Origin of the sequence: Candidatus Nitrosotalea sinensis (assembly GCF_900143675.1) — an archaeon.
In the GTDB taxonomy this organism is placed as follows: domain Archaea; phylum Thermoproteota; class Nitrososphaeria; order Nitrososphaerales; family Nitrosopumilaceae; genus Nitrosotalea; species Nitrosotalea sinensis.
The window spans coordinates 683,877-697,518 of record NZ_FRFC01000003.1 but is presented as its reverse complement, the minus strand read 5'-3'; the positions used below and the strand labels follow the sequence as shown (position 1 = coordinate 697,518).

At 38.6% G+C, this 13,642-nt stretch carries 18 protein-coding genes; 10 read left to right on the top strand and 8 right to left on the bottom strand.

Features of this window, described 5'->3' with window-relative positions; genetic code table 11:
• The first annotated feature begins 33 nt into the window (after positions 1-33).
• The gene (locus NSIN_RS05740; RefSeq protein ID WP_133124080.1) at positions 34-1,539 is read left to right on the top strand and encodes a SagB/ThcOx family dehydrogenase; all 1,506 of its coding nucleotides are present in this window, start codon (positions 34-36) and stop codon (positions 1,537-1,539) included.
• On the opposite strand, the gene NSIN_RS05735 is transcribed toward NSIN_RS05740, so the two are convergent.
• Entirely contained in the window at positions 1,532-1,978 is a 447-nt protein-coding gene (locus NSIN_RS05735) for a DNA polymerase ligase N-terminal domain-containing protein (protein WP_101009897.1), read from the bottom strand. The two genes, NSIN_RS05740 and NSIN_RS05735, sit on opposite strands and share 8 nt — an antisense overlap.
• Positions 1,979-2,051: 73 nt before the next feature.
• Between NSIN_RS05735 and NSIN_RS05730 the strand changes: the two genes are divergently transcribed.
• Positions 2,052-2,252 carry a DUF3311 domain-containing protein gene (locus NSIN_RS05730; protein WP_101009895.1) on the top strand — a complete coding sequence of 67 codons (201 nt, stop codon included), beginning with the start codon at positions 2,052-2,054 and terminating at the stop codon, positions 2,250-2,252.
• The gene (locus NSIN_RS05725) at positions 2,249-3,742 is read left to right on the top strand and encodes a sodium:solute symporter family protein (protein WP_101009893.1); all 1,494 of its coding nucleotides are present in this window, start codon (positions 2,249-2,251) and stop codon (positions 3,740-3,742) included. The genes NSIN_RS05730 and NSIN_RS05725 overlap by 4 nt, the downstream gene beginning before the upstream one ends.
• Positions 3,743-3,778: 36 nt before the next feature.
• Here the strand turns inward: NSIN_RS05725 and NSIN_RS05720 are convergent, their stop codons facing one another.
• Complete coding sequence (locus NSIN_RS05720; RefSeq protein WP_101009891.1) at positions 3,779-4,339, bottom strand: TATA-box-binding protein; 561 nt, start codon at positions 4,337-4,339, stop codon at positions 3,779-3,781.
• A 193-nt stretch (positions 4,340-4,532) separates the two neighbouring features.
• Between NSIN_RS05720 and NSIN_RS05715 the strand changes: the two genes are divergently transcribed.
• Both NSIN_RS05715 and NSIN_RS05710 read left to right on the top strand, forming a co-directional pair.
• Complete coding sequence (locus NSIN_RS05715; protein ID WP_101009888.1) at positions 4,533-4,766, top strand: hypothetical protein; 234 nt, start codon at positions 4,533-4,535, stop codon at positions 4,764-4,766.
• 65 nt (positions 4,767-4,831) lie between these two features.
• Complete coding sequence (locus NSIN_RS05710; RefSeq protein ID WP_101009886.1) at positions 4,832-5,182, top strand: hypothetical protein; 351 nt, start codon at positions 4,832-4,834, stop codon at positions 5,180-5,182.
• Positions 5,183-5,186: 4 nt separating this feature from the next.
• On the opposite strand, the gene NSIN_RS05705 is transcribed toward NSIN_RS05710, so the two are convergent.
• Positions 5,187-6,614, bottom strand: a complete 1,428-nt coding sequence (locus NSIN_RS05705) for a Vgb family protein (protein WP_133124079.1) — start codon at positions 6,612-6,614, stop codon at positions 5,187-5,189.
• Positions 6,615-6,745: 131 nt separating this feature from the next.
• Here NSIN_RS05705 and NSIN_RS05700 point away from each other — a divergent pair, with 131 nt between their 5' ends.
• Positions 6,746-7,270 carry a hypothetical protein gene (locus NSIN_RS05700; RefSeq protein WP_133124078.1) on the top strand — a complete coding sequence of 175 codons (525 nt, stop codon included), beginning with the start codon at positions 6,746-6,748 and terminating at the stop codon, positions 7,268-7,270.
• Between the two features lie 230 nt (positions 7,271-7,500).
• On the opposite strand, the gene NSIN_RS05695 is transcribed toward NSIN_RS05700, so the two are convergent.
• Genes NSIN_RS05695 through NSIN_RS05680 form a run of 4 tightly spaced genes read right to left on the bottom strand, consistent with a single transcriptional unit; the run spans position 7,501 to position 9,934 of the window.
• Positions 7,501-7,695 (bottom strand): hypothetical protein, encoded by a 195-nt coding sequence (locus NSIN_RS05695; RefSeq protein WP_133124077.1) that lies wholly within the window; start codon positions 7,693-7,695, stop codon positions 7,501-7,503.
• 59 nt (positions 7,696-7,754) lie between these two features.
• Positions 7,755-8,207 (bottom strand): peptide-methionine (S)-S-oxide reductase MsrA, encoded by a 453-nt coding sequence (gene msrA / locus NSIN_RS05690; RefSeq protein WP_101009880.1) that lies wholly within the window; start codon positions 8,205-8,207, stop codon positions 7,755-7,757.
• A gap of 33 nt (positions 8,208-8,240) precedes the next feature.
• Positions 8,241-9,464: an HYR domain-containing protein gene (locus tag NSIN_RS05685; protein ID WP_101009878.1), complete on the bottom strand. Its 1,224-nt coding sequence runs from the start codon at positions 9,462-9,464 to the stop codon at positions 8,241-8,243.
• A complete protein-coding gene (locus NSIN_RS05680; protein ID WP_165775258.1) occupies positions 9,461-9,934 on the bottom strand; it encodes a MarR family winged helix-turn-helix transcriptional regulator in 474 nt (157 codons plus the stop codon). The genes NSIN_RS05685 and NSIN_RS05680 overlap by 4 nt, the downstream gene beginning before the upstream one ends.
• Before the next feature lie 76 nt (positions 9,935-10,010).
• Here NSIN_RS05680 and NSIN_RS05675 point away from each other — a divergent pair, with 76 nt between their 5' ends.
• Together NSIN_RS05675 and NSIN_RS05670 are read left to right on the top strand one after the other, a co-directional pair.
• Positions 10,011-10,694, top strand: coding sequence for a hypothetical protein (locus tag NSIN_RS05675; RefSeq protein WP_165775257.1), 684 nt, complete (start codon positions 10,011-10,013; stop codon positions 10,692-10,694).
• Positions 10,678-11,223, top strand: a complete 546-nt coding sequence (locus NSIN_RS05670) for a hypothetical protein (RefSeq protein ID WP_101009872.1) — start codon at positions 10,678-10,680, stop codon at positions 11,221-11,223. Before NSIN_RS05675 ends, NSIN_RS05670 begins: the two co-directional genes overlap by 17 nt.
• Positions 11,224-11,237: 14 nt before the next feature.
• Here the strand turns inward: NSIN_RS05670 and NSIN_RS05665 are convergent, their stop codons facing one another.
• Positions 11,238-11,744 (bottom strand): tetratricopeptide repeat protein, encoded by a 507-nt coding sequence (locus NSIN_RS05665; protein ID WP_101009870.1) that lies wholly within the window; start codon positions 11,742-11,744, stop codon positions 11,238-11,240.
• A 211-nt stretch (positions 11,745-11,955) separates the two neighbouring features.
• Between NSIN_RS05665 and NSIN_RS05660 the strand changes: the two genes are divergently transcribed.
• Positions 11,956-12,579, top strand: a complete 624-nt coding sequence (locus NSIN_RS05660; RefSeq protein WP_101009868.1) for an HAD hydrolase-like protein — start codon at positions 11,956-11,958, stop codon at positions 12,577-12,579.
• Between the two features lie 82 nt (positions 12,580-12,661).
• Entirely contained in the window at positions 12,662-13,609 is a 948-nt protein-coding gene (locus NSIN_RS05655; RefSeq protein ID WP_101009866.1) for a mechanosensitive ion channel family protein, read from the top strand.
• The last annotated feature ends 33 nt before the right edge of the window (positions 13,610-13,642 follow it).

Here is a 13,642-nt window from a genome sequence, read left to right as displayed (position 1 = left end):
CATTAACAACTAACATGACACACCAAGTGGTTGTTGCGAAATTACGAAATTGATGCCACTTGGCATTATCACAATGGTACTAAACACCCAAACGGCATGCTTTTGAACAGATTTCATGTGTACCATCCATCTCACAGACCAACACCATACAAGGTTTACAAGAATACCTCATCCATAGAACTAACACTTGATAAAAATCCAACAGGAGTTTTGACACTAGATGCAATTTCATCGCAAGAGAGTTTTGGCAATACAACACCTGATCTTAAAACACTTGCAAAAATATTGTACTGTTCAGCAGGAATAACAAAAAAGATAAAATTTTCAGGACTCGGAGAGGTAGATTTTCGAGCAGCCTCATGCACTGGAGCCCTATATCACATCGAAATTTACATTGTATGTGGAAATATTCCAAGACTTGATGCAGGAGTATACCACTTTGATCCAAAGAATATGCGACTAGATGTCATAAGACATGGAGATTACAGAGGACTGGTAGTAGATGCGACTGCAAATGAACAATCAGCAAGAGAAGCCCCAGTGATTCTAATTTTCACAGATGTCTTTTCAAGAAATTCAATAAAATATCAGGCACGTGCATACAGGCACACATTCTGGGACAGTGGTACAATACTTGCAAACACACTAGCAATATCATCTGCACACAAGACCCCCACCAAGATTATTGCCGGCTTTACAGACGCACCCATTACCAAACTATTAGGAGTAAATCCCATCCAAGAGGCCCCAATCCTCATACTTACTCTTGGAAGATCAGAACCCACAGCATCTTCCATCCCACATCTTTCCGATACAGTACCTGATTCTGTACCATCAGATTACGATATAGAATACCCAGAGATAACCCAGATGCATGATGCATCATCTCTTTTAACGCCAGATGAAGTCTCATCATGGAGAGTACCACTTTCAATAAAGAAAAGCCAAAACACAGGCATTCAGCTTGGAGACAAGGCAGAATCATCAGAACTCATAGAGAGCACCATAATCAAGCGCGGCTCTACAAGAAAATTTTCATTAGAATCAATAACATTAGAACAACTAACCACAATACTAGACAAAACAACGCATGGCATCAATACAGACTTTTCTGTTGATGGAGAATCACTTTCAGACATTTACATCATAGCAAACGCAGTAGACGGGCTAGAGCCTGGCTCATATTATTATGCACAAAAAAATAATTCACTTGAAAAATTACGCCAAGGAAATTTCAGAAATGCATCAGGAAATCTCGGCCTTGATCAAGACCTACCATATGACGCAAGTGTTACAATATTTTTCATGACAGACCTGGACAAGATACTCAAACATTTTGGAAATCGCGGATACAGAGTTGCCCAGCTTGATGCTGCAATAACGGCAGGCAAGATGTATCTTGCATCATACAGTCTAGGACTTGGTGCCACGGGCCTTACATTTTACGATGATCTAGTAACAAACTTTTTCTCTCCCCACGCAAAAGACAAGGAACCAATGTTTCTCATGGCAATAGGCAAGAAAGAAAAATCTACTTGAGATCGTATTTCATTTTAAAGAACAACCAATTTTTTCCCTCTGGCTCAAAGTGTACCAGGCAATACTTGCCCTTCAGCCTGGAGCCATGTATGTTTACAATCATTTTTTTCTCACTAGACTCTACAACCTCAAATGTGCCCTTGTCCCATATCTTCACCTTTCCTGCTCCATAATTGCCAGAAGGTATCTCCCCCTCAAATGCCGCATATTCCAAAGGATGGTCATCAACAGAGATTGCCAGTCGCTTTTCTCCCATTTTCTGTGGTGGCTCTTTTGGCAGGGCCCAACTTTTCAGAGTATTATGGACTTCAAATCTCAAGTCCCAGTGCAACTTGGTAGCATGATGTTCCTGTATGACATAAACAGGCCTTGCCAGTGTCGTGTAATCATATTTTTTGGCAATCTCCCTACAAAATGATACAGACGGCTCATCTTCCACGGTACAATATAGTGATTGTCGTATTAGAATAATTCTCAATGCTTATATTTTTACGACCTAGTTCAAGAGAAAGATGTCAACCAGAACCAAATACATCACCTTAGCACTACTCATCCTGATACCATCGTTTGTAAACTTGGGAGTTCCAATATACAACAGGGACGACCCAGAATTATTTGGGTTACCATTCTTCTATTGGTTCCAAACAATCTGGCTCTTTGCATGTACGGGATTTTATTTTGCATATTCTAGAATAACGGAGAAAAAATCATGATATCCACAGATGTCATAGTTGTATTTGTAGCATTATTTGCAGTCTTTATAGGCCTAGGATTTTATGGCAAATATTGGAGAAGGGGAGACCTAAACCATGTTCACGAGTGGTCACTAGCAGGAAGAAAACTTGGTACCGCTCTTGTCTTCTTTTTGATTGGGGCAGATCTTTATACAGCTTATAGCTTTGTTGCAATCCCGTCAGGAGTATTTGCAAAAGGATCACTGTATTTTTTTGCCATACCATACGTCATGTTGACTTTTGCCGTGGCACTTGTGACAATGCCAAAACTCTGGACACTCTCACGTGAGAAGGGATACATTACAGCATCAGATTTTGTAAAAGACAAGTTCAACAGCAGGACGCTTGCAATAATGATTGCAGTTACAGGCATCGTTGCAGAATTACCATACATTGCTCTCCAGATAGTTGGCATGCAGTCAGTCCTTACCGTGATGCTTGCAGGATATGCCAACTCTCAGATGGTACAAGAAATATCACTATTGATTGCATTCATAATTTTAGCAGCATTTACTTATACAAGTGGACTTCGTGGTGCCACACTTACTGCCATATTCAAAGACATACTGGTATGGATAACAGTAATTGCAGTGATTGTGATTGTCCCAATAAGCATAGGTGGATTTGGAAATGCATTCAAGGCTGCAAGTAGCAGTTATGTCACATTACCAGAAAATTTGGTTCCAGCATATGCTACACTAATACTTGGCAGCGCCCTGGCACTTTACCTATACCCACATGCAATAAACGGAGTTTTGAGTGCTCAAAGTGCCCACAAACTCCGCAGCAGTACCGCACTCTTGCCACTTTACGGAGTTGGACTTGCAATACTTGCACTCATGGGCATATTGGTATACGCAGTACCTGATGCAATGAAATTCTTGTCTAGTTTTCCAGAAAGCTCAAGAGGAATACTAGTAGTGCCATCGCTTATTTTGTACTCACTTCCTGGCTGGTTCTCAGGTGTTGCATTGCTCGGGATTTTTGTAGGCGGCCTTGTTCCTGCAGCAATAATGGCAATGGCTCAAGCAAATCTCCTTACAAGAAACATAGTCAAGGAGATAAAGCCAAACTTGTCAGACAAGTCCGAAATCAAGATAACAAAACTATCTTCAACCATATTCAAATTTGTTGCACTGGGGTTTGTATTTTCAGTTCCTGCAACCTATGCAATTTCATTACAGTTACTTGGAGGCATACTCATTGTACAGATACTGCCTGCAGTACTTTTTGGACTGTATACCAAAGTTCTCAAAAAAACGCCATTAATCACAGGATTGGCAGCTGGTATTGTATCAGGCATACTCATGGTAGAGATGGCAAATAATTTCGGCCAGCTTACATCATCTCTGTTAAAGACACCACTTGGTCCTCTATACATAGCAGTAATATCACTAGGAATCAATCTTGTGATATCATTTGGCGGAAGCATCATACAAAAAAGACATGACAAAAAATCTGCATCATAAATTTATAATATAAAAATTTAGAGAATGGTTTTACGATTATTCGTATTCCATCAATTTCTTTTCTTCTAGTAGTGTGTGAAGATTGTGTACAGCTCGGTAGACTTCGGCCTCTTTCTTTGTTCCAGTACAAACTAATTTTCCAGAGGCAAAGATTAGAACGACAGAGCGCGGATCAAGCATTCTGTGTATCAAACCAGGAAATTGTTCCGGTTCATACATACTTCTTGGAAGACTTCGTGCTGCCTTTTCCAAGTGTACCTTTCCACCTAGACTGACAGAAGCCACAATGTTTTGGATTGTAATTTCTGGATTCTTTTTTATTTTTATCTTGCCTTTTCGGAGTCGTTGTACTACGGTATTTACTGCATTTACTGCAGCCTCTTCAGATTTTGATCCAGTACAAACCATTTTACCGGAGCTGAAAATCAATGTAGCAGTCTTTGGAGATTTTAATCTAAAGACTAGACCTGGAAATTGTTCAGGATGATATTCAACATCAGGGAATTCTTTTGTAATTGCCACAAGATCAATTTTTTGGTCTACAGAAGCGGATGCGACTACGTTTACGATGTCCACAATCGGTTTTGTTTGCGGCATTTAAATAGGTTATAAAGAGGTGCCATATATAACCACTTACACAAATACCGTGACTTGAAGGGTAAAAGATCTTACAGTACACCTCCAAGACAGGACATAATCGATCATACATTTGATCGATGTATCCACCCAAGCAATTTCCTGCCAGATTCTCAAAGTAAATGTTTTCTACAGATGTGACTGTTACAAGATCATGAAGAAAAATTATCTCATCCCAATATTCTCTGCTTTTGTCATTTTGGGAATAACCCAAGTTTTTGCATGGGCAGAATACACGCCAGTGATATTTGTAGGAGATATTTCACAGATCTATTCCAGCATGCCAACCTTTCATGGATACACCACAGAGTTTCTCAACAGCCAAGAAGTAAAACAAGTTTGTTTGGATGCAAGCAATGACGGAGTAAAACTAGATTATTGCCCATAGTAACATCAATTGAGTTGGAAAAATTTTCATGATATATATTTTGGAGAAAAATGTTCTAAGATAAAATGCAATCCAGTTCAGACGAGAATTCAAATGACGACAACAGAAGATCGGACATTGTCAAGATAAAAAAGGAATTAGAGGAATCAGAAAAAAAGTTTTACAAAGAACTTTCAAGCAAATATTTTCTCCTAAATGAATTTACAATCAATCAATTAAAAGACATGTGTACCAATTTGCTTGGAAAAGGGCCAGACATAGAATACCACGAGGACAAGCAGACAAAAAAGATGATACCCCTTCCACAGTACAAGGAAGATTACATACATTTCATCATAGAAGAGTTTGAATTTTCAGAAATAAAACAGTACGCACTAGGAAACCATATAGTCACTAGCCAGTTTTTTGAAAAATAACAAATTATTTGTCATACACAGTCAAGCCCACAAATTTTGTGCTTGTCACAAGCCCGTCAGAGGCACTCAAACCCAGTGTATAGTCCCCAGGCGCAACCCCACCATTTGTAACAAGTATGCTTATGACATTATCATGAGACGTGTTTACCATATTTGGCAAAAATTTCACCGTGAGATTTCCCAGTTCCGCAGTGGGAGTTATTGTGCTTGATGCATTAAGAACAAGGGTTTCAGGGTTCTTGCTTGCAGGTATAGTCATTTCTATTACGGCATTCCTGTTTTTGTCAACCACAACATGAGTTGCATTAAGATTTATCTCAAATGGGAGTGATGCATGTCCATTTATCATCCCAATTTTATCAGTATTCCATTCAGAGAACCACAAAATTTTTTCATCGTGCTGGTCTTGAGCAATATTTAGAGGATATGTAAGATATCCGTCATTTGGCAAAGATGGAATTTCATATTCTGTTAGAGTCTTGTTTGAGACATCAAGTCTTCCAATCTTATTTCCTTCATGTTCATTGAACCACAAGATATTTGATTGGTTTGTACTACGAATCCAAAATGGCAAAGTTGTAGTGTGAAAAGTATTTTGCGATGTTGGATATCTTGTAACTATACCATTGCCGATATCATAACTTGCCAGAAAGCTTGTTCCATGCTCAGTAAGCCACACAGTGTTGTTATTTACATGCAGATCAGTAGGTGAAGAAAACAAAGATGAATTATCTTGCGGAATTTTACGCAACACAGAAATATTTTGTACAGCATCTCCCTTTTGACTGATGGCATATTGTACAACATTTTGTGATTTGACATTTGCTATCCAGAGAGAATTACCAAACAAGAACAAACCAGCAGGTCCAGTATCATTCCCAGTATGAAACTCTGATATTTTGTATGTTCCATTTTCTGTCTTGCCAAGAACACCAACAGTATTTCCACGAAGTGTCGTGTACCAGATTTTACCATCATGTGATTTCATTTGAAATGGAGTCCCAGATTCTGGCTTGATTGTATAATAGTCATTTTTTATTGGATCAAACCCCCACAATGCCTCTCCTCCGTATGGCGAGAACCATATCTTGCCATCATATTCAAGCATAGTCCAGACCATCGTTGCATTAACCCTTGCATTCTCATATGGAATAACATCAGACCTGATTTGGTGACTAGATACCACACCATTAGACGGATTTATAGAATAGAGTGTGGCATTTTTTGCAGCAACCCAAACTATGCCGTTTTGAGCAACAACAAGACCATTTGGTGCAGAATCTTGAGGCAGAGAATATTCTGTTACATACGGATTCTTGTTTACAGATACAAAAACATCCTGCATGCGTGAATTATTTTCAAGACTTGTGACTGCATACACGATAACAAAAACTGCCAAGACAGCAACCAAGATTACTTTCTTTGGTACCAATTCATCTACTGGAGATCATACATTGTTTATTAGTCTCTCGAAGAATCTCAAATGAACATCTACGCATGATGCATTTTTCCATTTTGACAAATACAGTCAATGTAATATAGTAAAACATTCTCTGGATACATGTGCGAAAACGATTCTTCATTTTCCTTCCAATTTATCTGGGTTTTTTTGTAGTGTTAGGAGTATACGAAGTAAATCATCCTCCATTTAGCACAGATTCTACAAGAATTGGAGACTATGAAATCAAAATAGAAACAACTCCTCCTGTACCAGAAGTTGGAAAGATAACAACCATTCATTTCCTAGTACTTGACGAAAACGAAAACCCGGTAGATAATTTCAGAATGGGAGCCAAGATATACTATAATGATGATATTGTCAGTTCATTTCCATCCTCAGACCACAGTTCCGGCAAATGGGATTTAGATTACACTTTCAAAGAATCCGGAAATCATGTGATACGCGTTGATCTTGTAGATTTCAAAAATGGTGGAATCCTATCATATGCATTTAACATGAGCGTACTCAACTTTTACATGAACATGTTCACATACTTGATAATAGCTGGGCTTGCCGGAGCAGGCGGCATAATACTTGCCATCATAATATTTCAAAAGAAAGTCGGGCCAAAGAAGAATAGAATGTAGTGGCGTGGCCCTCTAATGCAGGATGCTTGGAGATTACCTCCTTTGGAATCAACGCCATTGCGTGCATTCGCTAAAGATTCCTGCCGGACCACGCGTCGTCAAGCCATCAAGAGTGACTTTACGATCACATACATATTACAATTTTAAATTATTTAAGAATTTATGTCAAAAAATATTTCTCATGATATATTAAATGTCATTTTTATAGAAAAAGACCACTTTTTATCAAATTATTCAAGCATATTCCAAAATCTAGAGTAGCGAAAAAGCCCAACCCACCCAGATATGAAAGAAATGATAGACAATGCAAACAGTATGTACATGTCTCTTTTGCGATGTGCCAAGTCCAAATTCAGAAAGATAAATGCCCCAAGCCCGATTAATCCAAAGAAAAATACAAGCCGTGCAATCTCCTTTGCTTTCAATTAATAACCAAACCCCATTGCCAGTTATAAAACAAATCTACCAACAAATTATTTCGATTTCATACAATTCCACATTTTTCATAGTATTTCTGGTGATATTCTTCTGCCTTGTAGAATTCTTTTGCAGGAGTAATTTCAGTTACAATCTTTCTGCCAAATTTTCCTGATTTTTCCAATTCATCTTTTGATTTGTTTGCCTCTTTTTCCTGTTCTGGCGTGTGACAAAAAATTGCAGACCTGTACTGTGTTCCAACATCAGGACCCTGCCTATTGAGAGTTGTAGGATCATGATTATTCCAGAAAATATCCAAAATTTCTCCATATGTAATTTTGGACGGATCGTATTCTACTTGAATTACTTCAGCATGACCTGTAGTATCAGTACACACATCCTCATATGTAGGATTTACAGTCTTTCCTCCCATGTATCCAACAGTTGTAGATGTTATTCCTTTTTTTCTAAATACATGCTCAATGCACCAAAAGCAGCCAGCACCAAAAGTAGCTTTCATAAAATAAACTCCTACTTGTCTGAAATTAAGTTTTTACTTTGACAGCAGATAAAGAGAATTTGCAGCATCCGAGTCAGACACCTTGTTATCAGACCACAAACACAATGTTGTCTTGTCAGGACTTGAACCCAAGTTAGAGTCACCTTGGACACTCATTATTCCACGCATTACAAGATACTGCAAGCTAGATGACAGTTGGTCGTCAGTGGTATCACCTGCACACCAAGACTTTACTGTTTTTTTAGTCCAGGATGGAATCTTGTTTTGACTTTGTACTACATTTACGGTAAATGTCTTTATCACTGAATTTCCATTTGCGTCCCTAGCAGCACATGTAACTGTAGTGGCACCTGTCATGAAAAATGAACCAGATGGCGGACTGCATACAGGTGACTGCAAGCCAGACAATAGTGCAGAGTTGGTATAGTTTACCTTGACACCTACAGAATTTGTTGAATAAAATGTCATTGAAGGAAGCACAAGAGGCGGTGATGTTCCCCCATAGCTTGAGCCATAGTTAGAACTCGTACCGCCAACAGTGACAAATACACTTGAAGGCATAGAAGGATCCTTGAATCTAAATTCTATGGTAGAGCCCATCTCTACTGGAAACCCAACAATTGATTTTGGTATCTTGACATTTACCTCAAAGGTATCAGTATTCGGACCAGTCTCCCTCATAGTATACGGATTTACTTGAAACGAACTATCTGCAAGTGTAGTTTGCACTCCACCCATGTGCACCTCAACCATATCAAGCGGTATATCATCAGGAGTAAACGAATCAAGATTATAGTTTGGAGCATACAGTTGGAGTTTAAAGTATTGACCTATTCTCACATTTGATGACGAGCTTGATACAGGACTTGACGGAGTGCTTGTGAGAACCACAGATTGAGTTACATCAGTGGGATTTCCAGAGTAATCTGCTCTTTGATGATATGTCATCAAAACAACATCGCCATCTTTTAGTGGTTTGCCATTTACAGAATCAGGTAATGTCAATTGTACTTGAAATACTCCAGTATCTATTCCAGTCTCAACCATTGCATCAGGTCCAGATACTGAAACTCCATTTATTGTAAAATCAACAAGACCTGATGTAGGTATGGTCATCACAGCGCGATGATCAGTTGACAAGTTTATGTCATTTATGTAAAAAGTTAAAACAGTTCCAGGTACTGCAGGTTCAGCAAATGCAAGTGATACCGGTAAGAGAAGCAAGACAAAGAAAAATTTTGTTTCCGATATCATCATGACATATTACCCTTTGAGGTTTTTATTTTATTTAGTTCTGATTCTATATTTTTCATCATAGATTTTACTACGTTTTTAGCAGAGTCAATTTCAGATTCAGGTATTCCAGAATACACCTTCTTGCGCAACTGAATGATTATCGATGTTATAGAATCAACAGTAGATTCAGATTTTCGAGTCAGAAATATTCTATTGTTTCTCCTATCTTTAGCATCAGCGCGCCTTTCTACCAGGCCCTCTTTTTCCATCTTATCTAGCACAGGTACCAATGTACTTCCATCAATACTAATTTTTTCTGCAATCTCCTTTTGGGTCAGCCCATCTGTGATATTTAGTACAAGAATCACTTTCCACTGGGCAGGTGTTAACCCTAGCTGCTTTTTCATCTCAATCTCTGCCAGGCGCTCCTGAGATTTTGCAGTAAGCGCTATCAGCGTGCCTACGCTCTCATTTAGATCTAATTTACGCATGATATACAGTAGACTCACTGGTATACAAATGATTGGTACACCAATAGTTATATACCAAGGGGTTAAATTACTTGACATGCAAACAGGCAGATTCACAAGAATGGCCAGTCTTGTAGCAGTTTCAGTTGTCATGATATCATATCTTGGAGGACATAGCTCCGCATTTGCAGACACATCAAACCAGCTTGAAAGTCACACAATTACAGGATCAGACTTGCAAAACAATCCAGTTGTCGCAAAAATTCTAAGTGAAATAGAATACTCAAAAAAACAGGTAGCCCAACTAGAAAAGAACCAGAAAGACCAGGAAGCAAATCAAAAACTCATTGACCAACAAAGACAAATTGCAAAACAATTAGAGGACCAAGCATATCAGATACTTCAGACACAGACATCACAAAACAGCTCAGACAATGCATACACGAGATTTCTAGATACAGTTCCATCAAATGATACCAAAAAAGTATTCCAGGGAGAATTTGCATTTACCAAACAAAGAATTGATGCTGGTCACGCTGCCATGCAACAAGTTCTTGCAAAAGGAGGAACATGGGAAGATGCGATGCAGGAATTTTCAAAATATGCAGCAATAAGACACGTGGAGATGGTTACAGTAAACCAACAACTCAATGACCAGTACATTCAACATCCAAACATTGCAAACATGACCAACCAACCAATCCCATTTGATGAAAATGGCCGAGTTCCAGACGATTACATCAAACTTCCATCGGCAGGGTCAAATGATGGAAAGACATAACCTTTCCCACAGAATTACAATATTTTCCATAATCTTACTAGCAATTACAGTCTTTTCGTTTATACCATCATCTTATGCAGACAAGGTAATCACATTACAAAAAGTTTCAGACGTGACAGAGTCATCGCTGCTAAATACAATAACAAATGTCACTGAGTATCCACAAATATTTCCTGACAATGTCAAGTATGCCAAGATACTAGATAACAGTACAAAGCTTGTAGACATCAACGTAGGCATAAATGGACTGTATTTTGACACCCAGGCAATATGCAAGACAGATGCAAATGGAGATTATGTCGTAGAAGTTGTTTCAGGTGACCTAAAAGGAACAACCATGACCACAAAATTAGAAAAAACATGGGGCTTTCACGGTGAAAAAGATGGTGGAACTATTGCAAATATCGTGGTAGATGTAAAAACAGCAGGACTCTTGGCATGGATGATAAACGTTGTACCAGACAATACAGTTTCAGACGCAGTAGGATACGGATTTGACAAGTTCATCGAGCATGTCAAGTCAACGTGATGACATAACCACAATCATCCAGTTTCTCGTTTTTTGAGCTTAGGTTTTAGTTTTGTATTGTTTTTGAGCAGCTCAAGTGCAATTATTTTATTGCTCAATGCAAGATCAAACTTTTTGTCAATCTTCAAGGCCGCATTAAAACATTTGATTGCATCTTTTAGCAACCCAATTTCACCCAAAGACAGGCCCTTGTATGCCATTGCAAGTGCATATTTTGGCTGTACCTTCAGTGCCTTGTCATAGCAATCAATTGCATCATGGTGCTTGCCAATAGTATGCAGTGCCGATCCCTTGTTTACAAGAGCATCCAGATTCTTGTCATCTATTTCAAGCGCCAAATCATAACACTTGATTGCCTTGGAGTGCTTGCCAAGTGTCTGCAAGGTAACACCCTTGTTTATCATGGCAGTTACATTTTTCGGGTTCTTGAATAAAATCAAATCATAGTATTCCAGAGCCAGAGTATACTTGCCCTCTTCACATAACTCATAGGCTTCATCAAGTAGTGATGAATTACGCATACCAGAAATTGAAATCTGTAGATATTATGTTTTTAGAATAAATCACAAGTGACCCTTGCATTACCCATTTTCCAGCATTTTTATCCCAATTCTGCAAGCCATGCAACTCAAAACAAAGAGATCAAACATGCAAACAGACAATTTCTCGACAATTAAATAAAAAAATCCCAATTCATAACAGTCTTTAACAGCAGTTTCCAGCGAAACTCTAATGCATACAATAATCTTTGATTTTGACGGAACCATAGCAGACACTCTGTCAGTAGTCATAAGAATAGCAAACAGGTTTGCAGATCATTACGGATACAAAAAGATCCCACTCAGTGATTTACCAAAATTACGAGAAAAAAAGCCTAGCGCAGTACTCAGGCACCTTGGAATATCCATATTCAAGCTCCCAATCGTTGCAAGAAAGATAAGATTTGAGATGAACAAAGAGATAATCAACCTCAAGACAGCAGTAGATCTAAAAGATACACTTGTGCACCTCAAGGAAAATGGCTGTGTTCTAGGCATATTGACCACAAATTCAAGAGAAAATGTTGTCGAATTTTTAAAGAAAAACGACCTGGAGTTGTTTGATTTCATATATGCCGGAAGGGCAGTATTTGGCAAAAGCAGACTCCTCAAAAAGATGATGAAGGAAAAAACAATACCTCATGACGATCCAATATACGTTGGAGACGAGATAAGAGACGTCGAAGCTGCAAAAAAGGCAGGAATCAGGGTCATAGGAGTTTCCTGGGGATACAACACAAAAAGTGCGCTGTTAAAATTCCACCCAGATCATGTCATTGAAAATCCCGAAGAGCTCAAAAAAATAATCCTGAACTGATTTTATTTAAGAAAATTAGCAACATAGCTTAGTTGTCATAACTTTAGCTTATCAACAGGTATATCTTTCCAGCTATTTGGTTATGTGTAATTTGACTGGATTGAAACTTGCAATATTGCTTACTGTACTGTTTGTATCATCAGGATTCGGACTGGCATATGCACAAGAGACATCACTTGCAGACAAGTTCTACGGCCCTGAAACAAAGGCCCTAGAGACATTTGCAACAGAGATTGCAACATCTGCCCCAAAAATAATCGCAGCCGCAGTATTACTCATAATTGGATTAATTGTCGGAAAAATAGTTGCCCGAGTAGTAGAAAAGACTGCAACTCGAGTTCTAAAAAAGGCAGGCACTGAAATAATTTCCGAATCAAAAGCAGTTGAAAACACATTAGGAAAGATAAATTCTGCACGCCTTATTGCTGCCACAGTCAAGTGGTTTGTTTACCTATTTTTCATAGTAGCTGCAATAAACTCATTGCAACTAGACCAGCTTACAAGCGCCCTTACATCATTATGGCTTTGGATACCAAATCTGCTGGCATTTGTCATGATAGTAATAATTGGCTCCATAATAGCAAACTACGTAATCAAGTGGATAAACCACGAACTTGTCATCCACAATTACGGCGGTAGCAGATACATTGCAGTAGGAGTCAAGATAGTAATCTACAGCATAGTCTTTGCAATAGGCCTCACCCAGATTGGAGTAGGCCAATCAGTCATACCTACTCTTGTATCAGCATTCTCATGGAGCATAGCAGCTGCAATAGGTACTGCAGTGGCAATAGGCCTAGGATTCACATTAAAGGACTTGCTGCCAACAGCAATAGCAGGAACATCAGGGTATCGCTCAGTATACAAAGTAGGCCAGAAGATCAGAGTCGGAGACATGACAGGAACAATCACTTCATCCGAAGTCTTCCATATAATAATCACCAATGAAAAAAATGAAAGTGTCGTAATTCCTACAAAAGAATTGATGTCCAAGTCAGTGACAATACTACATTCAGATTCCAAAAACTAGCTAGTTTGAAATATCTCATTTGAATTTTGTACA

What these genes read in the sequence shown, in the direction of transcription:
- NSIN_RS05720 (WP_101009891.1), bottom strand. Translation starts at nt 4,339, where the DNA reads ATGCCGCAAACAAAACCGATTGTGGACATCGTAAACGTAGTCGCATCC.
- NSIN_RS05680 (WP_165775258.1), bottom strand. Translation starts at nt 9,934, where the DNA reads ATGCGTAAATTAGATCTAAATGAGAGCGTAGGCACGCTGATAGCGCTT.
- NSIN_RS05670 (WP_101009872.1), top strand. Translation starts at nt 10,678, where the DNA reads ATGATGGAAAGACATAACCTTTCCCACAGAATTACAATATTTTCCATA.
- NSIN_RS05710 (WP_101009886.1), top strand. Translation starts at nt 4,832, where the DNA reads ATGCAATCCAGTTCAGACGAGAATTCAAATGACGACAACAGAAGATCG.
- NSIN_RS05660 (WP_101009868.1), top strand. Translation starts at nt 11,956, where the DNA reads ATGCATACAATAATCTTTGATTTTGACGGAACCATAGCAGACACTCTG.
- NSIN_RS05665 (WP_101009870.1), bottom strand. Translation starts at nt 11,744, where the DNA reads ATGCGTAATTCATCACTACTTGATGAAGCCTATGAGTTATGTGAAGAG.
- NSIN_RS05715 (WP_101009888.1), top strand. Translation starts at nt 4,533, where the DNA reads ATGAAGAAAAATTATCTCATCCCAATATTCTCTGCTTTTGTCATTTTG.
- NSIN_RS05675 (WP_165775257.1), top strand. Translation starts at nt 10,011, where the DNA reads ATGCAAACAGGCAGATTCACAAGAATGGCCAGTCTTGTAGCAGTTTCA.
- msrA (WP_101009880.1), bottom strand. Translation starts at nt 8,207, where the DNA reads ATGAAAGCTACTTTTGGTGCTGGCTGCTTTTGGTGCATTGAGCATGTA.
- NSIN_RS05725 (WP_101009893.1), top strand. Translation starts at nt 2,249, where the DNA reads ATGATATCCACAGATGTCATAGTTGTATTTGTAGCATTATTTGCAGTC.
- NSIN_RS05730 (WP_101009895.1), top strand. Translation starts at nt 2,052, where the DNA reads ATGTCAACCAGAACCAAATACATCACCTTAGCACTACTCATCCTGATA.
- NSIN_RS05655 (WP_101009866.1), top strand. Translation starts at nt 12,662, where the DNA reads ATGTGTAATTTGACTGGATTGAAACTTGCAATATTGCTTACTGTACTG.
- NSIN_RS05685 (WP_101009878.1), bottom strand. Translation starts at nt 9,464, where the DNA reads ATGATGATATCGGAAACAAAATTTTTCTTTGTCTTGCTTCTCTTACCG.